24 protein-coding genes and 1 pseudogene are annotated in these 24,348 nt (G+C 51.0%); 4 read left to right on the top strand and 21 right to left on the bottom strand.

What is annotated here, in order from left to right; all coding sequences use genetic code 11:
- Positions 1 to 297 precede the first annotated feature (297 nt).
- The 7 genes from E2980_RS00840 to E2980_RS00810 all read right to left on the bottom strand — a co-directional run bounded on the left by E2980_RS00840 (position 298) and on the right by E2980_RS00810 (position 6,386).
- Positions 298 to 672: a hypothetical protein gene (locus E2980_RS00840; protein ID WP_205699905.1), complete on the bottom strand. Its 375-nt coding sequence runs from the start codon at positions 670 to 672 to the stop codon at positions 298 to 300.
- Positions 673 to 683: 11 nt separating this feature from the next.
- Complete coding sequence (locus tag E2980_RS00835; RefSeq protein ID WP_135150225.1) at positions 684 to 827, bottom strand: YfhD family protein; 144 nt, start codon at positions 825 to 827, stop codon at positions 684 to 686.
- A gap of 133 nt (positions 828 to 960) precedes the next feature.
- Positions 961 to 2,085, bottom strand: coding sequence for a molecular chaperone DnaJ (dnaJ, locus tag E2980_RS00830; protein WP_135150224.1), 1,125 nt, complete (start codon positions 2,083 to 2,085; stop codon positions 961 to 963).
- Between the two features lie 85 nt (positions 2,086 to 2,170).
- Positions 2,171 to 4,018 (bottom strand): molecular chaperone DnaK, encoded by a 1,848-nt coding sequence (gene dnaK, locus E2980_RS00825; protein ID WP_135150223.1) that lies wholly within the window; start codon positions 4,016 to 4,018, stop codon positions 2,171 to 2,173.
- 56 nt (positions 4,019 to 4,074) lie between these two features.
- Complete coding sequence (grpE, locus tag E2980_RS00820; RefSeq protein ID WP_135150222.1) at positions 4,075 to 4,668, bottom strand: nucleotide exchange factor GrpE; 594 nt, start codon at positions 4,666 to 4,668, stop codon at positions 4,075 to 4,077.
- 55 nt (positions 4,669 to 4,723) lie between these two features.
- Complete coding sequence (gene hrcA, locus E2980_RS00815; protein WP_135150221.1) at positions 4,724 to 5,749, bottom strand: heat-inducible transcriptional repressor HrcA; 1,026 nt, start codon at positions 5,747 to 5,749, stop codon at positions 4,724 to 4,726.
- A gap of 136 nt (positions 5,750 to 5,885) precedes the next feature.
- Positions 5,886 to 6,386 (bottom strand): N-acetyltransferase, encoded by a 501-nt coding sequence (locus E2980_RS00810; protein ID WP_135150442.1) that lies wholly within the window; start codon positions 6,384 to 6,386, stop codon positions 5,886 to 5,888.
- A gap of 37 nt (positions 6,387 to 6,423) precedes the next feature.
- Between E2980_RS00810 and E2980_RS00805 the strand changes: the two genes are divergently transcribed.
- Positions 6,424 to 6,843 carry a DUF1572 family protein gene (locus E2980_RS00805; RefSeq protein WP_135150220.1) on the top strand — a complete coding sequence of 140 codons (420 nt, stop codon included), beginning with the start codon at positions 6,424 to 6,426 and terminating at the stop codon, positions 6,841 to 6,843.
- Here E2980_RS00805 and hemW read toward each other — a convergent pair.
- From hemW to E2980_RS00790, 3 genes are all read right to left on the bottom strand, one after another.
- On the bottom strand, positions 6,840 to 8,039 hold the full coding sequence (gene hemW, locus E2980_RS00800; protein ID WP_135150219.1) for a radical SAM family heme chaperone HemW: 1,200 nt from the start codon (positions 8,037 to 8,039) through the stop codon (positions 6,840 to 6,842). The genes E2980_RS00805 and hemW overlap by 4 nt on opposite strands.
- Positions 8,040 to 8,123: 84 nt before the next feature.
- Positions 8,124 to 9,941: a translation elongation factor 4 gene (lepA, locus tag E2980_RS00795; protein ID WP_135150218.1), complete on the bottom strand. Its 1,818-nt coding sequence runs from the start codon at positions 9,939 to 9,941 to the stop codon at positions 8,124 to 8,126.
- A 105-nt stretch (positions 9,942 to 10,046) separates the two neighbouring features.
- The gene (locus E2980_RS00790) at positions 10,047 to 11,990 is read right to left on the bottom strand and encodes an endonuclease MutS2 (RefSeq protein WP_135150217.1); all 1,944 of its coding nucleotides are present in this window, start codon (positions 11,988 to 11,990) and stop codon (positions 10,047 to 10,049) included.
- A gap of 30 nt (positions 11,991 to 12,020) precedes the next feature.
- Here E2980_RS00790 and E2980_RS00785 point away from each other — a divergent pair, with 30 nt between their 5' ends.
- The gene (locus E2980_RS00785; protein WP_135150216.1) at positions 12,021 to 12,248 is read left to right on the top strand and encodes a hypothetical protein; all 228 of its coding nucleotides are present in this window, start codon (positions 12,021 to 12,023) and stop codon (positions 12,246 to 12,248) included.
- Between the two features lie 358 nt (positions 12,249 to 12,606).
- On the opposite strand, the gene E2980_RS00780 is transcribed toward E2980_RS00785, so the two are convergent.
- From E2980_RS00780 to gpr, 4 genes are all read right to left on the bottom strand, one after another.
- Positions 12,607 to 13,659: an undecaprenyldiphospho-muramoylpentapeptide beta-N-acetylglucosaminyltransferase gene (locus tag E2980_RS00780; protein WP_135150441.1), complete on the bottom strand. Its 1,053-nt coding sequence runs from the start codon at positions 13,657 to 13,659 to the stop codon at positions 12,607 to 12,609.
- Between the two features lie 113 nt (positions 13,660 to 13,772).
- On the bottom strand, positions 13,773 to 14,168 hold the full coding sequence (locus E2980_RS00775) for a hypothetical protein (RefSeq protein WP_135150215.1): 396 nt from the start codon (positions 14,166 to 14,168) through the stop codon (positions 13,773 to 13,775).
- A gap of 19 nt (positions 14,169 to 14,187) precedes the next feature.
- The gene (locus E2980_RS00770; RefSeq protein ID WP_135150214.1) at positions 14,188 to 15,417 is read right to left on the bottom strand and encodes a stage II sporulation protein P; all 1,230 of its coding nucleotides are present in this window, start codon (positions 15,415 to 15,417) and stop codon (positions 14,188 to 14,190) included.
- 183 nt (positions 15,418 to 15,600) lie between these two features.
- Positions 15,601 to 16,605 (bottom strand): GPR endopeptidase, encoded by a 1,005-nt coding sequence (gene gpr / locus E2980_RS00765; RefSeq protein ID WP_135150213.1) that lies wholly within the window; start codon positions 16,603 to 16,605, stop codon positions 15,601 to 15,603.
- Positions 16,606 to 16,733: 128 nt separating this feature from the next.
- On the opposite strand from gpr, the gene rpsT reads away from it, so the two are divergent.
- Positions 16,734 to 17,006, top strand: coding sequence for a 30S ribosomal protein S20 (gene rpsT, locus E2980_RS00760; RefSeq protein WP_135150212.1), 273 nt, complete (start codon positions 16,734 to 16,736; stop codon positions 17,004 to 17,006).
- A 102-nt stretch (positions 17,007 to 17,108) separates the two neighbouring features.
- A complete protein-coding gene (locus E2980_RS23985) occupies positions 17,109 to 17,288 on the top strand; it encodes a hypothetical protein (RefSeq protein ID WP_167746927.1) in 180 nt (59 codons plus the stop codon).
- A 108-nt stretch (positions 17,289 to 17,396) separates the two neighbouring features.
- Here E2980_RS23985 and holA read toward each other — a convergent pair whose 3' ends face one another.
- The 7 genes and pseudogenes from holA to E2980_RS00725 form a co-directional block, all read right to left on the bottom strand.
- A complete protein-coding gene (holA, locus tag E2980_RS00750; protein WP_135150210.1) occupies positions 17,397 to 18,428 on the bottom strand; it encodes a DNA polymerase III subunit delta in 1,032 nt (343 codons plus the stop codon).
- A gap of 243 nt (positions 18,429 to 18,671) precedes the next feature.
- Positions 18,672 to 19,634, bottom strand: coding sequence for a zf-HC2 domain-containing protein (locus tag E2980_RS00745; protein WP_135150209.1), 963 nt, complete (start codon positions 19,632 to 19,634; stop codon positions 18,672 to 18,674).
- Positions 19,631 to 20,179, bottom strand: a complete 549-nt coding sequence (locus E2980_RS00740) for an RNA polymerase sigma factor (protein WP_135150208.1) — start codon at positions 20,177 to 20,179, stop codon at positions 19,631 to 19,633. The genes E2980_RS00745 and E2980_RS00740 overlap by 4 nt, the downstream gene beginning before the upstream one ends.
- A 267-nt stretch (positions 20,180 to 20,446) precedes the next feature.
- A complete protein-coding gene (locus E2980_RS00735) occupies positions 20,447 to 23,023 on the bottom strand; it encodes a DNA internalization-related competence protein ComEC/Rec2 (RefSeq protein ID WP_135150207.1) in 2,577 nt (858 codons plus the stop codon).
- A gap of 98 nt (positions 23,024 to 23,121) precedes the next feature.
- Positions 23,122 to 23,643, bottom strand: a complete 522-nt coding sequence (locus E2980_RS00730; protein WP_135150206.1) for a deoxycytidylate deaminase — start codon at positions 23,641 to 23,643, stop codon at positions 23,122 to 23,124.
- 26 nt (positions 23,644 to 23,669) lie between these two features.
- Positions 23,670 to 23,821 (bottom strand): annotated as a pseudogene (locus E2980_RS24530) (PLP-dependent transferase); the annotation flags it as partial.
- 31 nt (positions 23,822 to 23,852) lie between these two features.
- Positions 23,853 to 24,338 (bottom strand): ComEA family DNA-binding protein, encoded by a 486-nt coding sequence (locus E2980_RS00725; RefSeq protein ID WP_205699903.1) that lies wholly within the window; start codon positions 24,336 to 24,338, stop codon positions 23,853 to 23,855.
- Positions 24,339 to 24,348 lie beyond the last annotated feature (10 nt).

Below are 24,348 nucleotides of genomic sequence, written 5' to 3'. Positions count from 1 at the left end.
TTAAGGAAGAGATTTACAGCCAATACCCAAGCCTTATAGCCATTATCCCATTCACTCAGGAACAACCTTATAGCCATTATCCCTTTCGCTCAGGCTAGGCTAGTCATGCCCTATTGTCGTATTTTGCGGCAATGAAAAGAAAATGCTTGGATCTTCTTCCTAAAATTGAACACTGAGCCAAGGGGATAATGGACATACGCGCGAGAAATGAGTTGCTATCCAGCACTGAGCGAAGGGGATAATGGCCGCACGCGCAAAAAAGACGCACCACGTGAGTTCACGATGCGTCTCTCTTGCCTATACGATCTGACCGCCGGCTTGTTCGATGACGGTCCTAGCTTGTTCGGCAGCTTCGCCGGGTACGTTTGCGGATAACGTAAATTCGGAAACGGGTCCGCTACCTTCTGTAGTCGCGTCCCATTGATTGGCAACAGCGTCTGCGGAAGCCATCACGCCCGACGAGGACTGAAAGGCAGAGCCCGCTAACAAGGATGCCGTCAAACCGTCAACGTCGGAGCTTTGAATTGCCCCTGCTTGATCGGAAGCATAGGAGCTGCCGAAACCGTTAATTACTCGCTCTAATCGAAAACGATCGCTTCGAAGCGAGGCAAGCTTGCGCATGGCGGATTCGGCTTGATCTTGGGTCGCGAACCTGGCCTGAATGGGCTGCATGTCCAACTCCGTCACTCCCCTTCGTTCGAGGTAGCCCGACGATCCGCTGCCGCCGCTCGCTCCTGCGCTTCTTTGTCCTCGCTGTCCGCAAGCTCGTCCGCGAATTCAACATCCTTCGCCGAACCGATCGGTAATTGCTTATTTTCATTTGCCATATCTCGTTCATTCCTCCCTCTTGCATGCGCATTAAACCTTCACGCAGCAATGATTTACATATATTTCTCTTCTCATGCCCTGCTTATGCAAAAAGAAAAACCGCCGGTTCCCCGACGGTTCTTGCAAAACGAATTATTCGCCTAGTATTGCGCGTTTCATTCTTTCGAAGATGGACTTGCTATGCTCATGCGTTGATTCGCCGCTCTTAGAGGCAAAATCGCGCAAAAGCTCGCGTTGATCTTCGCTTAACTGTGTCGGCGTTACGATCGTTACTTTCACTTGCTGATCGCCTTGTCCGTAACCGCGCAGCTTCGGAACTCCCTTACCCTTAAGACGGAAGTAAGTTCCCGTCTGAGTACCTGCGGGCACTTTCAGCTTAACCTTCTCGGTTAACGTCGGGATCTCGATCTCGTCGCCCAATGCCGCTTGCGTAAAGGTTAGCGGGATCTCGCAATAAATATCGTCGCCTTCGCGTTCGAAGAACTCGTGGGATTTCACCCGCAACACGATGTACAAGTCGCCGGAAGGGCCTCCTCGCACTCCGCCTTCCCCTTCTCCGCTTATGCGCAGTTGAGCGCCTTCATCGACCCCGGCAGGAATTTTAACGTGAATTTTACGTTGCTTCTTGACTTGACCATTGCCGGCGCAAGTTCCGCATCGTTCCTTAATAATCGTGCCCCGTCCCGAACAAGCCGAGCAAGCGCGACGATTAACGATTCTCCCGAATGGCGTATTCTGTGCCACTTCTTGCTGGCCGGAGCCGCGGCAAACCGAACAAGTCTCCGGTTTCGTGCCCGGCTTGGCGCCGTTCCCATGACACGTATCGCAGGTTTCGGTACGCGGGATGGTAATATCGGTTTCTTTGCCGAATACCGCTTCCTTAAATTCGATCGTCATCGTATATTGCAGGTCATTGCCGCGCTGAGGCGCGTTCGGATCTCTCCGGCCGCCACCGCCGCCTCCGAAGAACATATCGAAGATGTCCCCGAAGCCGCCGCCGAAATCCGCTCCGCCGCCGCCGCCGAATCCCGCGTTCGGATCCTGATGGCCGAATTGGTCGTAACGAGCTCGTTGCTGATCGTCGCTAAGGACGTCATAGGCTTCCTTAACTTCCTTGAATTTCGTCTCGGCATCCGCCGCCTTGTTGACGTCGGGGTGATATTGACGGGCAAGCTTGCGATAAGCCTTCTTCACGTCGTCCGCGGAGGCGTTCTTCTGCAGCTCCAGCACATCATAATAATCCCTTTTGTCCGCCACTTCTCCACCTCCTCATGAAGGAAAGTCAAAATGAATTCGCCCAAGGGCGAAGTCACTTTGACTTTCGGTTTTATCCTAGAAAACCTTAGTTTTTCTTTTCTTCGTCGACGACTTCGTAATCCGCGTCCACGACGTTCTCTCTCGATGGACCGGTACCGGTACCGGCATCTGCGCCTTCGGCACCGCCGGCTTGAGCTTGAGCCGCTTGCTCGTAGAGCTTAACGGAAAGCTGTTGCACGATTTCGGTCAATTCGTCGGTTGCCGTTTTGATCTCTTCAAGGTTATCGGAAGCGAGAGCAGCCGTCAACTTCTCTTTAGCCGCGTTCGCCTTATCGATTTCGCTCGCATCGACTTTGTCGCCCAGGTCTTTGATCGTTTTGTCAGCGCTATAGATAAGTTGATCCGCGCTGTTCTTCGCTTCTACAAGCTCGCGGCGAGCTTTGTCTTCCTCCGCGTGCAATTCGGCTTCTTGCTGCATGCGGTCGATTTCTTCCTTGCTCAAGCCGCTGGAAGAAGTGATCGTGATTTTTTGGCTTTTGCCTGTTCCTTTATCGAGAGCGGATACGTTAACGATACCGTTCGCGTCGATGTCGAAAGTGACTTCGATTTGCGGTACGCCTCGCGGCGCAGCCGGAATGTCGCTCAGAATAAAACGACCCAACGTTTTGTTGTCTTTCGCCATCGCGCGCTCGCCTTGCAGGACATGGATTTCAACTTGCGTCTGCATATCCGCGTAAGTAGAATAGACTTGCGATTTGCTTGTCGGAATCGTCGTGTTGCGATCGATCATTTTCGTCAACACGCCGCCCGCGGTTTCGATACCCAGGGACAACGGGGTAACGTCCAGCAGAACAACGTCTTTGACTTCGCCAGTCAACACGCCCGCTTGGACGGCCGCGCCAAGGGCAACGACTTCGTCAGGGTTAACGCCTTTATGAGGCTCTTGGCCCGTTAACTTCTTGATCGCATCCTGTACGGCAGGAATACGGGTAGATCCGCCAACCAATACGACTTTGTCGATATCCTTCGAAGTCATGCCCGCGTCGGACAATGCTTGGCGAGTAGGTCCCATCGTGCGCTCGACAAGGCCTGCGGTAAGCTCGTCGAATTTGGAACGGCTAAGGTTAAGCTCCAAATGCTGAGGAACTCCGTCTACAACCGTGATGAACGGCAAGGAAATCGTCGTGGAAACGACGCCGGATAGTTCTTTTTTCGCTTTTTCCGCTGCGTCTTTCAAACGTTGTACAGCAGCTTTGTCTTTCAGCAAATCGATGCCGTGCTCTTTCTTGAACTCCGCGGCAAGCCATTCCATCACGACTTGGTCGAAATCGTCGCCGCCCAGGTGGTTATCGCCGCTTGTCGCTTTAACCTCGAAGAATCCTTCGCCTAGCTCAAGAATACTGACGTCGAACGTACCTCCGCCTAAGTCGAATACGAGAATCGTTTGGTCTTCTTGTTTCTCGAAGCCGTACGCAAGAGCTGCCGCCGTCGGTTCGTTAACGATACGCAGAACTTCAAGACCCGCGATGTTACCGGCATCTTTGGTTGCTTGGCGCTGGCTGTCATTAAAGTATGCTGGAACGGTAATAACCGCTTGCGTAACTGGTTGACCTAAGTATGCTTCCGCATCTGCTTTGAGCTTCTGCAAGATAATCGCGGAAATTTCCGGTGCGGAGTATGCTTTGCCCTCGATCGTTTCTTTGTGGCTTGTTCCCATGTGGCGCTTGATTGAGCTTACCGTACGATCCGGGTTAGTGATAGCTTGACGTTTGGCCGTCTCGCCGACTACGCGCTCGCCGTCTTTCTTGAAGCCGACGACCGAAGGGGTCGTGCGGTTTCCTTCCGGATTAGGGATGACTACGGCTTCGCCGCCCTCCATTACCGCTACGCAAGAGTTTGTTGTTCCTAAGTCGATTCCGATTACTTTACTCATAACTGTATGTTCCTCCTTCATATAAGTGCAATGATTGGGATGCGATATCTCGCTGCTTAGCCGCTTACTTTAACCATCGCGGGCCGAATGACTTTGTCCTTCAGCCAATATCCGTTTTGGATCGCCTCGACGACGATGCCTTCCCCGTGCTCTTCGCTTTCGACCGTCATAATAGCCTGATGCAGTTCCGGATCGAACGGCTGGCCGACCGAATCCATCGGCTTCAGTCCTTCCGCCTCCAGCACCTGGAATAGCTGACGGTAGATCATATCTACGCCTTTAGCGAAAGATCCGCTTTCCGCGCCCTCTCCGCCCGTTTGTAGCGCGCGCTGGAAATTGTCCAGCACCGGCAGCAGCTGAGTAATCAGCTTCAAGGATGCGTATTGCGAAAGCTCTTCTTTTTCCTTTAATGTACGCCGACGGAAATTATCGAAATCGGCTTGCGCGCGCAAATAGCGGCTATGGTTATCATCCGCCTGACGCTGAAGCTCGGCTGCGATCCCGATTTCTTCGCCGCTCTCGGCAGCGGCCGGTTGTTCGCTATCCTCAGGGGATGTTTCTTTCACCTCGGAACCCGTATCTTTGTTTTCCGAAGAGTCCTCTTGATGCTCATCCATGTTTACTGGCTCCTTCGTCTCGTTCGTACTCATGCAGGATTCACCTCCTTACCGTGCCACCCTTGGTTGGGTGCTATGCAATGCGACTTTACTTATACCAACGGGACATCATCACCGCGATATCCTTGGATAAATAATTCAGTAAACTAATGACCTTGCCGTATTCCATGCGCGTGGGTCCCAATATTCCGATCGTCCCGAGGGATTGACCTTCATAAGAGTACGTAGCCGTAATCAAGCTGCATTGGTTGATCGCTTCTAGCGCGTTTTCCGTGCCGATTTTCACGTGAATGCCGCCGGGGTTGGATTGAAACAGCTGCATCAGCAGCTGCGTTTCCTCCAGCATACCCAGGATACTCTTCGCTTTGTCGACATCCTTGAATTCCGGCTGGGTGAGCATGTTGGAAGCCCCGCTCAAAAAAACTTTGGGCTCCTGTTCTTCGGTAATCGTCTGCTCCAGAAGCGTTAAGATATCTTCGCAATGCTCTACGTAACGGCTTAACTCATTGGCGATCTCGCTGTGCAATACGGATTTGACCTTGTAGAAAGGAACGCCCGTCAGCTTCTCGTTCAATAAATTGACGACCTTGTTCATGTCATCCATCGATATGCCGTCGGGAATGGTGATGGTCCGGTGCTCTACATGTCCGGTGTTCGCGACGATGATAGCCACGGCGGAAACGTCATTGATCGGAATAAGCTGAAAATGCTTCAGCGTCGTGCTGAACATTTCCGGCCCGAGCACGATCGACGTGTAATTGGTCAATTGGGACAAGATCGTCGCCGCGTGACCGATCACGCCTTCCCAGTGGTTCATCTTCTCCGCGAAATAGGTGCGAAGCTTGCGAGCATCTTGATCCCCCACGCCGTCCAAAGTAACGAGATGGTCAACGTAATAACGGTAGCCCTTGATCGAAGGAATTCTGCCGGCGGAGGTGTGCGGCTGTTCAAGCAAGCCCATTTCCTCTAAGTCCGCCATTTCGTTGCGAATGGTAGCAGGACTAAAGGTTACGTCTCCGCGCTTGGAGATGCTGCGGGACCCGACAGGTTCGGCGGAACGAATATAATCGTCGATAATCGCGTTTAGAATCATTCGTTGACGTTCGCTCAGCATCCGAGACTCCTCCTTATGCATACCGTAATTTAACTTCGTTAGCACTCCATTTCGATGAGTGCTAATTGCTAATACAAAAATACCAAACCGAGGGCGGTCATGTCAAGGACGTTCCCGCTCGGTTTGGCTGGTTCAATCAGATTTGGGCGAAACTCAATCGTTCACCGGCGGGCACAGGCTCGGTTAGCCTCAAGACCGCGATTTCGTCGCAGCAAAGCTGCTTAGGGCAATTCACGCAATCGGTCCATACCTTCTCAGGAAAAATCTCTTTATCGACGATTTTAAATCCGTTTTTCTGAAAAAAAGCCGATTCGTAGGTTAACGCCATGACTTTAGGAATGCCAAGCGCCTTGGCTTCTTCCATTAAAACATCCACGAGTCGGCTGCCGATTCCATGTCCCTTATAACCGTCTACGATGCCGAGCGATCGAATCTCGACGAGATCGCTGCCTAATCGGCACAACGACCCGCAACCGATGAGTCGTTCTCCGTCCTGCGCGACCACGAAGGTATCGATACTGCGCATTAAAGCCTCGCGGGAACGAGGCAGCATAATCCCTTTGGCGGCATAACCTTGTATAAGTTCATATAGAGCATCTACATCCTCGGGCAATGCTTTTCGGCAGACGACCGACATGTGAATTCCTTCTCTCATCGCATAAATATATGTATAAATATACAACAATGCGAATGAATCCTCAAGAGACATTTCCATCGTCGTGAAAGGGATTGTTTATCGCGCCGATTCAAAAGCTGTTCGGAAAATCGGAGAGAAGCCCGATCGCAACCGCGACGATGAATTCGTCGATGATATCGAAGGATTGGCGCAGCTTATGCAATTATGGGAAAAAGGTTGGGCGGTTCTGTTCGACTCCTTGGAGGAGCTAACGCCGGATGATTTATTGCGCACGGTGACGATCCGCGGTCAAGCCCATTCCGTGCTGCAGGCCATTCATCGTCAAATTTCCCACTACGGCTACCATGTCGGACAGATTGTTTACGTCGCTAAAGCAAACAAATCCGCCGATTGGCAGACGCTGAGCATCGCCAAGGGCGGATCGGGTAAATTTAACGAATCGTTGAAACCGTCTTAAACAAAAGCGCCGAAAACCTCGTTGCCGAACAGGATACCCCGGTGAGTCAAGCGGTAGCCCGCATACGCATCCTGTTCATAACGCTCGAGCAGCTCCTGCCCTACTAGCTTTCGCAGTGCATCCCCGAATACTTCTTCTAAATGCATACCTTCAAATTGACGTTCGAAGCCAGCCAGCGTAACGCCTTCCTGCAAGCGCAGGCCGACCATCATGAAATCTCCCATCGCTTCCTCGGTACTAACGGAACTTTCATCCAACCGGGGAAGCGCTTTGTTAGCCGCATCAATGTATGACTGCACGCCTTTGATATTGATATGGCGTTTGCCAAGCGCGTAGCCATGGGCACCGGCACCTAAACCGAAGTAGGGCTCATTGTGCCAATACGTCGTGTTATGACGGCTCTCGAAGCCCGGTCTAGCGAAGTTGCTGATCTCGTAATGCCGGTAGCCTGCTCCGCCTAACCGTTCCATAAGATGCTCATACATCGCAAGCTCGTCGTCCTCTTCGGGAAGGGGCAACTCGTCGCGTTGGTAGAGGCGATGGAACAACGTATTTTCCTCCACCTTCAAGCCGTAGAGGGAATAGTGCGGCAAATCCAGCTCCAAAGCTTTGGTCACGCTATCCTTCAGCTGTTGCAGCGTCTGGTTGGGCAAACCGAACATTAGGTCGATGGACAGATTCGCGAATCCGGCGGCTTTCGCGTTCGCGATGCTCTGAACGACATCTTGAGCCGCATGTATTCTTCCGATCGCAGCCAGCAAGCCGTCATCGAACGTCTGCGCCCCGAAGCTGATTCGGTTGACGCCGCCTTCGCGCATGGCCGCAAGCTTCTCCATATCCGTCGTTCCCGGGTTTGCTTCCATCGTGAATTCGACGTTATCGGCAAGCGGAAAATGCTTCTTGACGGAAGCCAGGAAACGGGTCATTTGCGCCGGGTTAAGCACGGTCGGCGTTCCCCCGCCCACGAACACGGTATCAATGATCGTCGGCGGCAATTCCGCGACAGTCAGCTTCATTTCATTTTCCAACGCGTCCAAATAGGCGTCTATGGGCTGTCCCGCGGCAATGTATGAGTTAAAGTCGCAGTAGAAGCACTTGTTCGTGCAAAAAGGGATATGGATATAAAGCGCTCGCGGAGTCCATGTATGGACCGGAGGCACCTTAATGGATTCTGTCGCGTTTGGTAGAACTTGCATCGGGTTCACCTCGTTCAAACTCTGATTTTGCGGAAAATAGAGAATAGCGGGCCGTTAGCCCGCCATCCTTGAAAAATGAGTATATTAATCGTTGTCCAGCTTAAGCACGGCCATGAACGCTTCCTGAGGCACTTCGACGTTACCGACTTGCTTCATGCGTTTTTTACCTTCTTTTTGCTTATCGAGCAGCTTCCGTTTCCGGGAAATGTCACCGCCGTAGCACTTCGCGAGAACGTTCTTGCGCATCGCCTTGATCGATTCGCGGGAGACGATCTTCTGGCCGATGGCGGCTTGGATCGGAACCTCGAACATTTGGCGTGGAATAAGCTCTTTGAGCTTCTCGCAGATGACCCGGCCCCGATTGTACGCCCTGTCCTTATGCACGATGAAAGAAAGCGCGTCGACCTTCTCGGCGTTAAGCAGAATATCCATTTTCACCAGACTGGATTGGCGGTAGCCCGTTAATTCATAGTCGAAGGAAGCATAACCCTTCGTGCTGGACTTCAGTTGGTCGAAGAAGTCGTAGACGATCTCCGCCAGCGGCATGTTGTATTTCAAAGTAACGCGGTTCGTGTCCAGGTATTGCATATCGATGAACTCTCCGCGTTTATTCTGGCAAAGCTCCATGATCGCTCCCACGAAATCGTTAGGGACGATGATGGAAGCTTTAACGTAAGGCTCTTCTACGAAGTCGATCTTGCCCGCTTCCGGATAATCGGCAGGATTGGAAATTTCCAATACCTCGCCGTTCGTTTGCGTGACTTTGTAAATAACGCTCGGCGCCGTCGTAATCAGCGGAATATTGAATTCGCGCTCGATACGCTCCTGAATGATTTCCATATGAAGCATGCCGAGAAATCCGCAACGATAGCCAAAACCTAGCGCTTGGGACGATTCCGGCTCGTAGCGAAGGGAAGCATCGTTAAGCTCCAGCTTCTCCAAAGCGTCGCGTAAATCGTTATAATCGGTCGTCTCGATCGGATACAATCCGCAGAATACCATCGGATTAACCCGACGATAGCCGGGAAGAGCTTCCGCCGTAGGGTTCTTCATATCCGTAATCGTGTCCCCTACGCGCGTATCTTTCACGTTCCGGATCGAAGCGGTCACGAAGCCTACATCTCCCGGCCCCAACTCGGTAACCGCGGTCGGACGAGGCATGAAGGTGCCGACCTCGACGACGTCGAAATTCGCTCCCGTTGCCATGAACTTCATGCGAGTGCCCGCGCGGATCGTTCCGTCCACGATCCGGATATAACAGATAACCCCTTTATAGGGATCGTAATGGGAGTCGAAAATGAGCGCTTTAAGCGGTTTGTTGCGATCACCGGCAGGAGCGGGTATTTTCTGTACGACTTGCTCCAGGATTTCTTTAATTCCAATGCCGTTCTTCGCGGAAGCAAGCACCGCATCGCTCGTATCGAGACCGATGACGTCCTCGACTTCCTTCTTGACCCGCTCCGGATCCGCGCTCGGCAAGTCGATCTTATTAATGACCGGCACGATCTCCAGATTGTTGTCGAGGGCCAGATAGACGTTCGCCAACGTTTGCGCCTCGATACCTTGCGCGGCGTCGACGACAAGAAGAGCGCCTTCGCAAGCCGCCAAACTCCGTGAAACCTCGTAAGTGAAATCCACGTGTCCGGGAGTGTCGATCAGATGAAGCATGTACGTTTCGCCGTCGTCCGCTTTGTATAACAGACGAACGGCTTGCAATTTAATCGTAATGCCCCGTTCGCGTTCGAGATCCATCGAATCCAATACTTGATCTTGCATTTCGCGGGAAGTCAGCGTGCCCGTATATTCCAATATGCGGTCGGCCAATGTCGATTTACCGTGGTCGATATGCGCGATAATACAGAAATTGCGAATGTGAGTCTGTTTAAAAGTAATTTCAGCCATTCCAATGAGTACCCCCAGCCGGTTCCATGCGTCAGTTGACGATCACTTCATTATAACAGCGTAGAACCAAGGCATCAATGAGACATCCATTCTGCCTTTCTCGACTTAATCCTCCGAAGGCTTCTCGATCGTTAATCCTTCTACGTGCCGCTTACCCATCAAATGCCGTTTCTTCCGATTCTCGACGGATTCGAACACGATATCCATATCGTAATCCTCACCCGGATAGAGATGCTTTTTGTCGATAAATTTGCGAATGCGCTTATGGTTGATCGTAATCTTTTCCTTCTGTACTTGAACGACCATGTTGCCTCTTTCGTCAGGCAATCGATATACGACCCCAGGCTTGCGCAGCTGCGGGTTGAATACGACGTCGCCAATGGCCCACTTAACGGACAATTCACCCTCCGTTGCCGAAGGCTTTACCTTGCGAGTTGAACGATGATTGTCCCTGTCCCTCGCCTGCGGTGAATTAGCATCACCTTTCGCCTGTTTGGGAACCGAACCGTTACCCCTGCCATCCTTCAAGCTATCCGCGATCGTCCGCGCCCGATCGATGATGGCTGAAGATATCCCCAGCTTCGCAGCTATGACGAAAGCATAGCTATTGCCGGCCTCCCCCATATCCAGACGGTACAACGGACTTAACGTTTCTTCGTCGAAAGCCATCCTGGCATTCTGGAAACCTGAAGTGACCCGTGCGTATTCTTTGATTTCGTTAAAATGGGTCGTGGCCATTATGACGGACCTTCGTCTATATAGCTCTTCCAACACGGCTATGGAAAGTCCGACGCCCTCGCCCGGATCCGTTCCCGTCGCTAACTCGTCTAGCAAGACCAACGTGGAAGATCCGGCGTGAGCCAGAATATCGATGACGTTACGTAGATGCGAAGAGAATGTGCTTAGCGAAGAATCTAAGCTCTGATCGTCGCCGATATCGACCTCCACCGACCGGAACACGCAAAGGCGGCTTCCTTCTGCCGCCGGTATTAGCAAGCCGGACTGCGCCATCAGCGTGAGCAGGCCAACGGTCTTGAGCGCGACCGTCTTGCCGCCCGTATTCGGACCGGTAATCAGCAACGCCTGATACCCGTCACCCAGCTTGATGTTCAGAGGAACCGGTTTCGTCGCAAGCAACGGGTGCCGGGCATCGCGCAGGTCGATGAGCCGCTCCTCGTTCAACTCGGGAGCGGTTCCTCCGATCGCAAGCCCCCATTTAGCTTTGGCGAACAGGAAGTCGTAGTGGCCGACCGTCTCCAGATTAACCGACAACTCGTAAGAATACGACTCCGCCTCGCCCGTTAACTGTGCCAGGATTTGCGTTTCCTCCCGGTTTTCCTCTACCCTCAGCGCGCTTAAATCCATTTGCAATCCCGCTAGTTCCGAAGGCTCGACGAATACCGTCTGCCCGCTGGACGACTCATCCAGAACCGTCCCCGGAATTCGCTTGCGATACTCCTTCTTAACCGGAAGCACATATCTTCCGCCTCGTTGGCTGACTAAACGCTCCTGCAGAATATCGGAAAACTTGGAGAGCATTCCCTCCAGCCGTTTCTGCAGTCTCTCTTCCGCGATGCGGATTTTCTTGCGGATCTTCAACAGCTCCGAGCTGGCCGTATCCACGATACGGCCTCTGTCGATACAAATCTCGATCGATTCGCGGAGTGGCTTAAGATCATGCATCGACGTACCGTATGCCGCGACTACCGGGGCTTCCGATTTCTTCGAGGACATATATTGGCGCAATTGCTCGCAGCTGCGAGCGAATTGGGCCAGGCATCCGAAATCCTGCTCGGCCATGACGTATCCCGTTCCGAGCAGTCCCATCATTACTTCCATCCCTTCCAACGATGGAAGCGGCGGATGCCCTCCCTTGGCAAGTAGCAGGCAAGCTTCTTGGGTTTCCGTCAGCCTTCGCTTAATGACATCCCGGTCCTGAAGCGGTTGAAGCTTCTCCACATGGCGTTTCCCCAAGTAGGTAACGGCATAATTCATCAGAATGCCGGTCACGCGATTGTATTCTAATTTGTTAAGCGAATGTTGTCTCAAAGTTAAACCCTCCAATAGGTGGAAAAAGGTGTGAAAATAAAAACAGGCCGCAAGAACGAGCGCCATCGGCGCAAGCTCGCAGCCTGCCGGAAAACATTTCACGGGAGTACGCAAATAAGGGTTCATCCCCGTTTTTTTGCGCAAAAAAGCCGTACCCTGATGAGCACGGCTGATCTCCCCGAAATAAATCTTCGCAGGGGCGGTCTTGACCGGTTCTTCACTGGTTATCAGTGCCGCGAAGAAGAAGCAAGGATATAAACCATCCGAAGGACGGTCTTCTAACCTAACCTTTGTTCGCGACGTATCAGATAAATCAGTTAAGAACCAATACCAACATAAAAATTTGCCCCTTTAAAACATGATTACCATAATCATATGACAGCCGAACCATCGACGTCAAGCCGTAGTACGATGAAAACCATCGCTAATATTAATTCGCATTCATCATCCGAGTGAATTACGATGAGAAACATCTTACTTTAGGCCAAATAAAAGGGTTCAGAAGCAAAAGTGCTGCATTTACGATGAAAAACAATGTATTCGGAGCTTCTCCATCTTGATTTCCAGCCATTAATGATGATTAACATTCTAATCCATTTGCTGGCGAGAATAGTTGTTACTTGGTCACTCTTCTTAGCAATTCAATTACGGAAGACAATGCGTCCTTTTGTTCATATTGATTCATATTATGGATATATGTAGATCGATTTCGATAAATTATTTCAATGTTACTTGCCAATGTCTCCGCGTTAAGTTGCTCTTCCATAAGCACTTCGCAGAAGCCTGAAGCCTTGAACGATTGGGCATTCACGATCTGATCTCCACGACTCTGCTCCTTCGTTAAAGGGATGAGGAGCATTGGTTTACGTAAAAATAAAAATTCAAAAATGGAATTCGCTCCTGCTCTTGAAACAACAATATCTGACATAGCCAACAAATCGGGAAGTTCTTCTTGGATATACTCAAATTGTCTATAGAGCGGAGATTGAATAGATGAGTCTATCTGATCTTTTCCACAAAGATGCACAATCTGATAACGATTCGCTAGATACCCTAAAGCAGCCCTCACCGACTTATTAATCTGCCTCGCTCCAAGACTTCCGCCCATAATGAGCAGCACTGGCTTCTGATCAGTAAACTGGCAGAAAGCTCTTCCTCGATCTATGTTTCCATGTTTCAATTCCTCGCGAATGATAGGTCCAACGAAATACGTTTTGCTTTTCGGCAGGTACTTCTCTGTGTCAGCGAAGGTCGTGCAAACCCCGGTTGCGAAAGGAATAGAAATGCGATTAGCCAACCCTGGCGTTACATCAGATTCATGAATAATTATAGGTACTTTATTGAGCCATGCTCCTATAACAACTGGAACAGAAACAAACCCTCCTTTGGAAAAGAGAACGTTGGGCTTCTGTTTTCTTATCAATCTATAAGCTTGAAGGACTCCATTAACGACCTTGAATGGGTCAATTATATTTTTCCAATCCAAATATCTTCTTAGTTTCCCGGTTGCAACACCGTGATAAAGTACATTCTCGAAGGATGAGATCAATTTTTTCTCTATACCGTCTTCTGAGCCTAAATATTCGACTGCCCAGCCTTCACCCAGAAAGCGAGGAATTAAAGCCATATTTACCGTGACGTGACCGGCTGAACCGCCACCCGTGAACATAATTTTTTTCACTCGAATTCACCTATCATTCGTATGGGACTATTCACTTTCTTTATTATACTGGTTGCACGATGACGCATAAACTTAATTTCGCTCGTCTTTCGTGGACTACTCTATCCCATCACCTTATCGAAGATCGATACGACCATACGGATTCCGTTCCGCGACAAATCGTGCAGCACGTCGGCGGTTTTACCGGAGACGCGGTCGACAATCGGTTCGCGATCGTTGCGGGGAATGCCGAGCTCGGCTTCATCCCAATCTTTAAGGTTATCCTCAGCCTCTCTCCGGCCTTGGGCTGACGCCTCCTGATCCGGAGATTGGCTATCCCGGGGAGTTTGGTTCGCCGGCAGCGTCCAATCCCCTTCTTCGACGGCTTGTCCATTCGTATCCGATACCAATGAGCCGTTCACGTTCTCGATTCCTTTCGAAGACAGTTCCATTCCATAGAGAACGGCAAAACCTAAAATTGCCGCGAAAACAAGCAACTTGAACGTATCGCGCCGCATCCTCGTCCCCTCCTTCCCTTCATTTCTTCGCGTTCACTTTTACTGCTTCTTCGTTCTCCCAATAAAGCTCGGCAATCACTTTAGCCAGAACGTCCGCCGTGCGATAACACTCTTCCAACGTATTGTCGACGCCGCCTATTTCAAGCAGAACGCTGTCCGGAGCAATTGACTGGTTATACTCCCCGTTGCCGCTGGCGGCCGTCTTGCCCCATACACCTCGGGACAATCCCGAATAATCCTTCTCCAGCCGCTCGTGGATTCGGTTAGCGAATTCCTCGTTCTCCCGCCAATTCGGATTGCGGTGCCCGATAATGAAATATACCTGCGCATAGTCTTTTCCGCGGATCGTTGCAGTCGTCTTCTTGCGGCGTTGCGAGTCTCTATGAATATCGAAGAAAAATTTAAGCTGCTTATTGGAAGCCAGCGCCTGACGAACGGTCTGCAAAGAATATTTGTACGAATAATTCCAATTATAGCCCTGAACGGTGGTCAAATAATCCTTCGACGAATGAGACGCGCCTACTCCTAGCGATGCCAGCTGCTTCGCGAGTCGCTTGCCGACCAGCGTAACATTGACCGTATCGGAGCTAGGATCCTTCTTGTCGGACTTCAATTCCGGGTACCAAGACTCTCGATTATGCGAATGATAGATGAAAACGACATTACGGCCTTCCGTGGAATGGGTTTCCGTTACGCTCGGAGGATTCTCTTCTTGCCGAAGCGGTTCAGGCGTTGCCGTATCCTCAGCGGGGTCCGTTTCTTCGTCGGGATGCAGCGTCCCATCCTGATCAGGAAGTTGATCATTGCCTTCGATCGGACCGTGATCCTCCGGGGCTTCGGGTTCCCCGGAACCTGGACGAAGCAATACGGATTGGTCCCGGTCCATTCCCGGCATTTCCAAAGCTATTAAACTTTTGGGATCGTTAGGATTTACGTCGGTCATGAACCTTAGCAAGAAGGCTGCCATCCTCCCCGTTTGGAAAGGGGAACCATCCGTGGCATCCATATGCGGAAGCTCCATGCTCAGAAGCGATTGAAAAAACTGCCCGGACAAGGAAGCGGCGAACCCCTTCATCGACTGGACGGGAGAAGCGGCTAACGACTTCTGCACCATGCCGCCTAACCCTAGCAGAACGAACAGCACCATGGAGCAGACGCTAAGAATGAAATAAGCGCGGCCGGTAATCAAAACCCGGCGCCATCTCGCGCGAATTAACGGCCAGTTCGGCGATACGACAATACGTTTCATCGACTTCCTCCCCCGGAGCCTCCAGGTTGCGGATGCTCCTTCTCTTATTTTCTCAAGGTATCCCATCATATGAGAGAAAGAAAAATGATAGAACCGCCTTTTCAGAGGTTGATAGAGTTGTCGATGAACAGCGAGAACCCCGACTCTCGCGAGAGCCGGGGTCAGCGAGTATCGTATGCGAAGTTAATGCGTATACGCTGCAACGTTATCCGTATCCACCGCTTCATGAAGCGCTGCGTTAAGTCCGCTCGCAATGACGTTCGCGATATCTTCCATGAATTTGTCGATTTCCTTGGGAGTTACGAGGAGATCGTGGCCTAGCGGATTTAATACCTCTTTGACCAATTGCAATCGCTCCGTCTCGTCCATTTTCCCGAACACCCCGAACAGCGGGTCGGTATTGTTCGTATGTTTTTTCATATGCTCGAAAACGAGATCCATCGTATTGTTTACTATCGTCGAGGCGTATACCACGGTCGGCACTCCGATCCCGATAACAGGTACTCCCAATATTTCCTTCGTAAGCCCCTTGCGCTTGTTTCCTATTCCCGAGCCTGGATTAATGCCCGTATCCGCGATCTGAATCGTCGTGTTTACTCTTTCGAGCGATTTGGCCGCTAACGCGTCGATGGCGATAATCAGATCCGGCTTCGAAGTCGCCACGATGCCTTGAACGATATCGCTTGACTCGATTCCCGTCGTGCCTAGGACGCCGGGAGCTACGGCACTGACCTGCCGATAACCCGGACTAACCTGATCGGGCATCAATTCGAAGTAGTGGCGGGTAACCAAAATGTTCTCCACTACAATCGGACCTAAGGCATCGGGCGTAACGTTCCAGTTGCCTAATCCGACGATGAGCACGCTGCTTGTCGTATTTATTCCAAGCCTCTTTAAGAAAGCCTCGAATTCCTTCGCGAACGAGGTGGCTACTTTATCCTGAAGCGTCGTATCCCCTTGTCGCAGCTCCGGCACCTCGAGAGTGACGTAGTGTCCGATCATCCTGCCGATCTGCTGGGCTCCTTGCTCGGTCTGAATTTCCATACGGGTGACGGTAATACCCTCCGCGTTCTCCGTCTCGGACCATACTCCGGGTATCGTTGCCGATTGCTGCCCTTCGGTCGCGATTTCCTTCGCCTCGAGCGCCAGGTCCGTGCGTATGTTGTACATTGACAAATCGCTAGTCATGGGAAGAAATCATGCCCCTTTCGCTTGCGGAATGAGGTGGGAAATTAGCTTGCATTTTACCCCCTTGCATGATAGAATGTTACAAGTTGTGTAGAGAAATACTTCTGTTTTATCTGGAGGTGAAAAGAATGCCAAACATCAAATCCGCCATTAAACGTACCAAAACGAACGAAGCTCGTCGCTTGCGCAACGCTTCGGCTAAATCCGCTCTTCGTACGGCTGTTAAACAAGCTGACGTAGCGGTCGTAGGAACGGATGCTAACGCTGCTAAAGCGGCTTACGGCGCGGCTCAGAAGAAGTTGGACAAAGCGGCAACCAAAGGGCTCATTCATAAGAATGCAGCTGCTCGCAAAAAATCCCGTCTGGCCAAAAAAATCAACGCATTGTCCGCGCAAGCTTAAGTCTTGCGCCTGACGCATATGCGGCTGCCTTGTCCCTGGACGCTGCAGCCAGAAAAAAGCTATCCTCAGCAGGTGTTACTGCATATAGGATGGCTTTTTTTGTTGGGTTTCATTAAATTAGAGCAGAATGATTCAGAAAACCTGGGTATGCCGGAAGAAAAGTCCCACTCCACCGCTGGTTGTAATCCAATTGCCATTGAATTGGCTGAGCGGTTGCAACTGGATTACAAAGGCGGCCGTAAACTTTCCGTGGGACTTTTTTCCTCTATACCTCCTTTCTGAATCGAACCAATGCTCAAAAAAATAAAACCCAACACTGGTGTGGGTTTCAGGAAAGCGTAAGAGCACTGCTTAGGCTGTGCTCTTTGTTATAAAAATTAGTTTGTTGTATTAGCTTGCGCCTTGGGAGCCGGTTCGTAGGAGGAAAAGCTCGAGGCCGAGGGACTTTTCTACGCGGCCGGTTTTCATGGCGTAGTCGAGATCTGCGAGCTCGGAGAGCATGCTGGCCAAACGCTCTTGGCTGAACTTCCGAGCTTGCTCGCCAGTGATCTTGACGGCATAAGGATGCAAGCCGAGCTGAGAAGCCATTTGCTGCGGCGAATACCCTTGGCTGCCGAGCTCCTTGACGTACAACATGTTGCGGAATTGGCGCACAAGCAACGCCATCAGTTTGATCGGCTCCTCGCGTTGCTTCAGCAGGTCGTAGTACAGCGTAATCGCCTCCGCTGTCCTCAGCGCTGCAAGCTCCTCGGTTAACTTGAAGACGTTCTGCTCCGTTGCCATGGGCACGAGCGATCGAACAGACTCAAGCGTCACGGAGCCGCCAGTCCCCGCATGCAAGCATAGCTTATCCGTCTCCGCGGCTAACGCATGCATATCCGTGCCTACGCGGCGCAGAAGCTCCTCCGCTGTTTGCTTATCCATCGATCGTCCTTGGTTAGAGGCTCGTTTAAGCAGCCATTGCAGCAATTCTTCCGATTGCAACGGGCTGAACGAAATGACGGAATCGTTCCCCTTCGCGGTTTTCACCAATTTCTTGCGTTCGTCCAGCTTCTCGTGGGGAACCACGAAGACAAGCACCGTCGTTTCGGAGGGCTGACCCATATAAGCAAGAAGTTTCTCCGGGCGGTGTTCGACTTTATTCGATTCTTTGCCGGCGGCGAACAGCACGCTATCCCTAACCATAATGATTTTACTTGGCACCAAGAACGGAAGGGTCTCCGCTTCTTCTATAATAACGTCGAGCGGAGTTTCAGCCGTATCGAAGCGAACGACTGCCATCTCCCGGTGTTCGGGCTCGACAAGCTGCTCCATGAGTCGCTCGATAAACTCGTTCATAATATAGGATTCGGTACCGTAGCACACGTAAATCGGGGAAACGTTACCCTGCTTGATTGCTCGAAAAGCTTGTTTGGCGTCCATTGCGCTCCTCCAAGTATAAACGGCTCTGATAGTCCAACTTTATGTAGTTCCTTAATTGTACAACAAACAACAAAGAGATCACACCTTTTGCAAGGCGCGATCCCTCTGTCCTCGGACATCTATATCAACGTTCGCCGGCCGGTCCATGGTACCAGGCGCGAACGACCGTGACGATGGTCCAAAGACGATCGTCAACTCCATCCGTACACTATACGCATTCGCGCGCAAAAGGTGACGAAGGATTTAACGCTTTGATTCCGTTGAAGTAGCCATGTCGAATTGCCATTGGCTTTGATTTCCTTCGGCGTCGGTGAAGGTAAAATACAGTACCGCGCTGTCCTCTTTCCAGTTAAGCAGACCAATCTTGCCATCCTTACGCTCGGAGGTATACCATTCGCTATCATCGGCGGTTTTATAAATCCGGTAAGTTCCTTCACCATCCACCGCGACGGCTTTCCACTTCCCGTCAGGCGATTCGGACAACGTAGCAGGGATATCGTCGAGCGGATTCACCTGACCATCGGGACTGACGAGAGACGGAGCTTCCATAGAAGGTACGGCTGCTTGCTCGGTGCTCCCTGAAGCCGTGATGCCATAGTCTTCGGATGTCGGTTCCTCGAAACCATTTTCAGCTCCGGAGATCGATTTAGTACCGCTGGAATTGTCGGCGAATTCCGTACCTTTTTCCTTTGTTGTTAGAGTTGAAGAGTCGTTAGCAGCTCTTTTCTCCAACATCGGATTTACATTCTCCGCAGCTGGCGCCTCGGAAAATTCCATAGGAGCGGCATCGTCGTTTTTGCTGCTTCCGCCCAACGACCATTGACCCGGATCGTTAAACAACAGCAGTCCCGCAACGACGCCCGCGGCGACGACTCCGGATATTTTCCCGATTAAGTGTCGAGAAGGGCGGCGCGATCTTAACGTTGCCGGTTTCGTGTCGGAGTCTTCTCCGCTAACGCCGGCGCCTCCAGCCGAATCGACAGAATGTAGACGTTCCAATTCCGGCAGAATAGCGTCTACGAGACTATACTTAGGTACGACGCGCGGCAAAAGTTCCAGCTCGCTCGATAATTTCTGCAGTCTAGCTAACATGGCGGCGCAGTCAGGGCATTGACCAACATGATCCATCATGAGCGACGTTTCTTGTTGATCCAAATCGCCGTCAATGTAACGCTGCATGAGTTCCATCACCTCTTGGCAAATCATCCCCGGACACCACCTTTCTGATAATCATGAAGAAGAGTTTGCAATTGTTGCCGGGCTCTAAATAAGTAAGACTTAACGGTATTGAGAGGTAAATTCAATGAATCGGCAATTTCGTTGTAAGAAAAATCCTGCAAATAACGCAGCACGACAACGGTACGATGATGCTCCGGCAGCTTGCCGATAGCCTCTCGAATTTCCTCCGCGGCGTATGCGGAAAGAACCTCGGTTTCCACATTATCCCCCGCCTGAAAAACCATATCATGCTCGTCGATGGACACGGAAGGTTTCTTGCGCCGAAATTTGTCTATGCATATGTTCGTGACGATCCGTTGCACCCAAGTGCGAAATTGAGCTTTTTCCTCATAGGAATCAATTTTCGTATAAATTCGGATTAACGCGTCCTGAGAAGCATCCAAAGCATCTTGCTCGTTATTCAGCAAATAATAAGCAGTGCGATATACTTGGTTCTCAATTTCGCGGAGTAGCGTAACGAGAGCTTCCCGGTCGCCCGCTTGTGCGGCTTTGATCAGAGCCGGCTCCACCACAGAAGATCCTCCTCCCCTGCACCTTCACAGACGTTAATGTCTAATTAAAGGTTGCAATCCCCCCGAGGGAAATTTCGGTAATTTAATAAATTTATAATTATATATACTATAAGTCTAGCAAAAATGTTCGAAAAGGCATAATGTTTTATGCTGGATATGCGAAAGCGAAGGTTATCCCGCAACATTTAGCCGCGACAATCTTCCCCTACCAACTCTATCGAAATAATGAAAGAGAGTTAATAATTCTCATAAAATAGTTGCGGCGGTTCACTTTTTTACGTGCACCATTCTGCGTTCCATACTCCCATCCGTATTAACCCGATATTGTATTTCCCCGTTTAAGTCCGTCCGCCAAACGAGGCTCCCCGCATCAGCTAAACGTTCCAGCACCGTTTCGTGCGGATGTCCGTACATGTTGTTCAAGCCTGCGGAAACAACCGTCTCCCGAGGTTGCCAATGGTTCACCCATTCGGAGGTGGTAGATGTTTTGCTGCCATGATGTCCGGCCTTGAGCACGTCTACCCTACGAACAACATTTCCAGTCCCTTGATCTGCTTTGACGACTTCCCGTTCCCCTTCCTCCTCCAGATCTCCCGGAAGAAGGAAACTTCGGCCATAAACCGATACTAGCAGCACGATACTAAGATTATTCTGCTCGTTTCTTACTTCTACCTCATTCCCCGTTTTCGTACCCTCCTGATCTGGAAATAACGCTTGGACAATCGTCGTGTTATCTACCGCCCACTCCATGGAGGTATGCAATGCATAGCAAGGGATTCCTTTATCGATGGCCGATCGGAGCAAGTTAATGGCTTCTGGCGAATCTTTTATCGAACCGTTGAATATTAGCTTACGCACGGGAATATTGCTAAGTACCGCCTGCGCGCCTCCGATATGATCCATATCAAAATGAGTAAGCACCAACGCATCCAGCTCCCTAATTCCGCGTGTCAACAGCAATGGCACCAACAGCTTGCGGCCGACCTCGTAAGGATCGCGGCGCATCCTCCACTCCTCTCCCGGCTTACGAAAGTTAAGCGTTCCTCCGGAATCGATCAGAATATGCTTACCCCGTCCGGTTCGGATCAAGATGCTATCTCCTTGACCTACACTAATGAATTGGACGGTTGCATGGCGATCCAGCCAGGCCGGCTGATAACCCCACGAGAACCACCCGGAGCCAAGCAAGAAAAACATCGAACGTAAGATAACCGATCTGTACTTCTTGTCTCTGGATCCCGAATATGTACGGATTAGCGGAGCGGTTATTTCTTGCATCTCACCTTCGTTTGCTTGTTTCACCCACCACTCTAGCTCTTCTTTTCGCGCCAGTCTTCTTTTTAACCCGACGATTCCAACGCTCATGAGCACATAAGCTGAAGCCACCCATAGCAACGAGGGCTGCGGCCACACCGTTCTTAGCTCAATAAATCCGTTCAGCCAATCCACCACGCCGAATGTCAGTTGGTTACTTATCGTAGCAAGTTTTGCGGGTATGATCCCCATCGGAAGCCAAATCGCCCCCAGAGCGATAGAAGCCATTCCAAGGGGCATCACGATAAAACTGATAAAGGGAACAAGCACAAAGTTCGCCGGTAACGAAAGGAGGTGGACAGCGTGAAAATAATAGATCGTGACGGGAAACGAGACCGCTTGCGCCGTTAAAGCAACGGCTACCGGTCCCCTGAGCCATTTCCAAGGAATGGGGAGCGACGCCGTGACCGTTGGAACGAACAGAATCAGCCCCGCCGTTACGAGGAAGGAAAGCTGAAAACTGACATCTTCGATGAGAACCGGGTTAAATAGGAGCATGAGCATAGCCGCGGCGAGCAGCAAATGAAGTCCGTCCTTCAGGGCGTGACGGCGGGCAAGCCATAGTGCGATCATGGCCATCAAGCACGCTCGAACGGCTGAAGGCGATGCTCCCGTGACCAGCATGTATATGGGCATCATCGCGATCGTCACATCGATCGTTCGTTCCCGGGTCAATCTCGTCCAAGCCCCGATTTGCAGCAATAAATAAACGACCACCGCGACATGCAGCCCTGATATCGCAAGCACGTGCGTCAATCCGAGGCGGGCAAAGTTGTCGTATTGCTCGGGATCGAGGTCGGAACGGATGCCGACAACCAATCCTTTCATATAACCCGCATCATCATGGGGGTACAACCGATCCATTAATCTTCCTATCTCGCTACGCAATTGGTCAAAAGCCCGTAGGGGTTTCTTGCCGATCGGAACTGTTTCACCCGTGAGAGTTACGGAATCTATTCCTTTGGCCGCTAGCTGCCAATGGATTCCTTGTCGCATCAAATATCCGCGGTAATCGAAAGCTCCGAAGTTTCCCGCATCGCCCGGAAGCTCGATAACTCCATTTATACCCAGGCTATCTCCTCTTTGCCAACCTGCCGCTATCGCTTGGTCAGTCTGGCGGCTAAGCTTGATTCTCACTATGACGATATCCTTAATCGTCTCTTTATTCGATGCTAACGCGAGCTTCACGGCTTCCGTCTTGAGCCTGAACGTAGCCAAATCCCCATCCACTTCGACGATTGAAGCGATGTGACCGGACAATTCTACCTCAGCCCCGATCGTGGCAGCGGAAGCTTCGATATCCGAAATATTTCGTTGCTCCACCCACAACCTCTCACCGTACGATAGCAGTAAAGCTATTCCGCAAAGTACAGTTAGTTTCAAGGTTAGTTTTCCAAGCAGGCTAAACCCTGACAATAGGATTAATATAGATAGCAGCACCGCGTGCGCAGCCATTCCCTGACACAACGACCCAATGGAGATTCCCGTGATCCAACAACAAGCGATGACGACTAACGGTCTTTCGTTCATTTTTCCACCTCCTCTTCATGAAAAGAAAAATACCCCTCCACCGAGCCGGCTCGCTCGATGAAGAGGTTCTTCCTCTTCCGCATAATCATTCGTTAAGATCAATCCTGTACTTCGGTATCCGCCGGAGGAACGTAATTCTCGATTTGCCTGAAGAGCAATCCTCTTTGCCCCATAAGGGCAGCAACTTTCCCATGATCCTTAGGGTAAGGACGATGATACACGATTTCCGCGATTCCGCTATTCGCAAGCATGTTCGCGCACGTCCAGCAGGGCTGATCCGTCACATACACGACAGAGCCCTCCCTGTCCACGCGATCCGTGAAAAGCAAGAGGTTCTGTTCCGCATGAATCGTACGAATGCACCGTTGTTTCTTGATCATTTCAGTAGATGAAGCGTCTGCAGGCGCGGGCTCAAATTCCTCGACGATCATGCAACCCGCTTCCGAGCAATCATGCACTCCCATCGGAGCTCCGTTATAAGCCGTTCCCAGCAGCTTCTTCCCCTGCACGAGCACCGTCCCGACATGACGGCGCGGACAACGGGAACGGGTCGAAACCATAAAAGCGATATCCATAAAATACGTATCCCAGTCTTTACGCAAGGCTGCCATTATCTCCATTACCTCCGACTAGCTTGTTATGCCGCTTACTTCTGACTTGCCGTCAACGCTTGCTCCAGATCATAAGAATATCCTTGATTCCTTCCGTGCCGACCGACAAATGGATCATTCCCGGTTGAACGCCCGCTGCGATCTGCTACGCTTCGCTATGCTGTTGATGCGTCGTACTCGCAGGATTCTCAACTATTTTCTCATATTTGCCATGGATTTTATTTCCTGTTAGAGATTCGTACCTTCGAAGAAATGCGCTCGAACAGCTTCGGTCCGATGCCTTTCACGTCCAGCAACTGGTCTACGCTCCGATATCCGCTAAGCTGTTCGCGATAAGCTATGATGGCCTTAGCTTTGGCAGCGCCGATGCCAGGCAATGTTTCCAGCTCCGATTGCGTCGCTTGATTCAAGTCAAGCAATGCGGAATCATTTGCATGCGAATTTTCGATTGGGTGTGTAACGCTTGGGATTGCCGGATTTACCGTGCCTTGGTCTTGACTAGGAGATCCTTTTGGAGAGGGTTGCGGCGATTCTTTCGCGGGCAATTTTGTTGCATCGCCTTTAAAGCGAGCAGCGGTTTCCGAGCCCGATTGTCGATCGGACTCCGTTACGTTATCGATTGCCGCGATCAGAGACTCGTTAACCGGAGTCCAGCCTGGAATAGATGATACGGTCGAACCGCGAAACAAACTATAGGCCAGCAAAACGCCTCCT

Origin of the sequence: Cohnella luojiensis, from assembly GCF_004564235.1 — a bacterium.
Lineage (GTDB): Bacteria > Bacillota > Bacilli > Paenibacillales > Paenibacillaceae > Cohnella > Cohnella luojiensis.
This window is presented reverse-complemented; position numbering and strand designations above follow the sequence as displayed.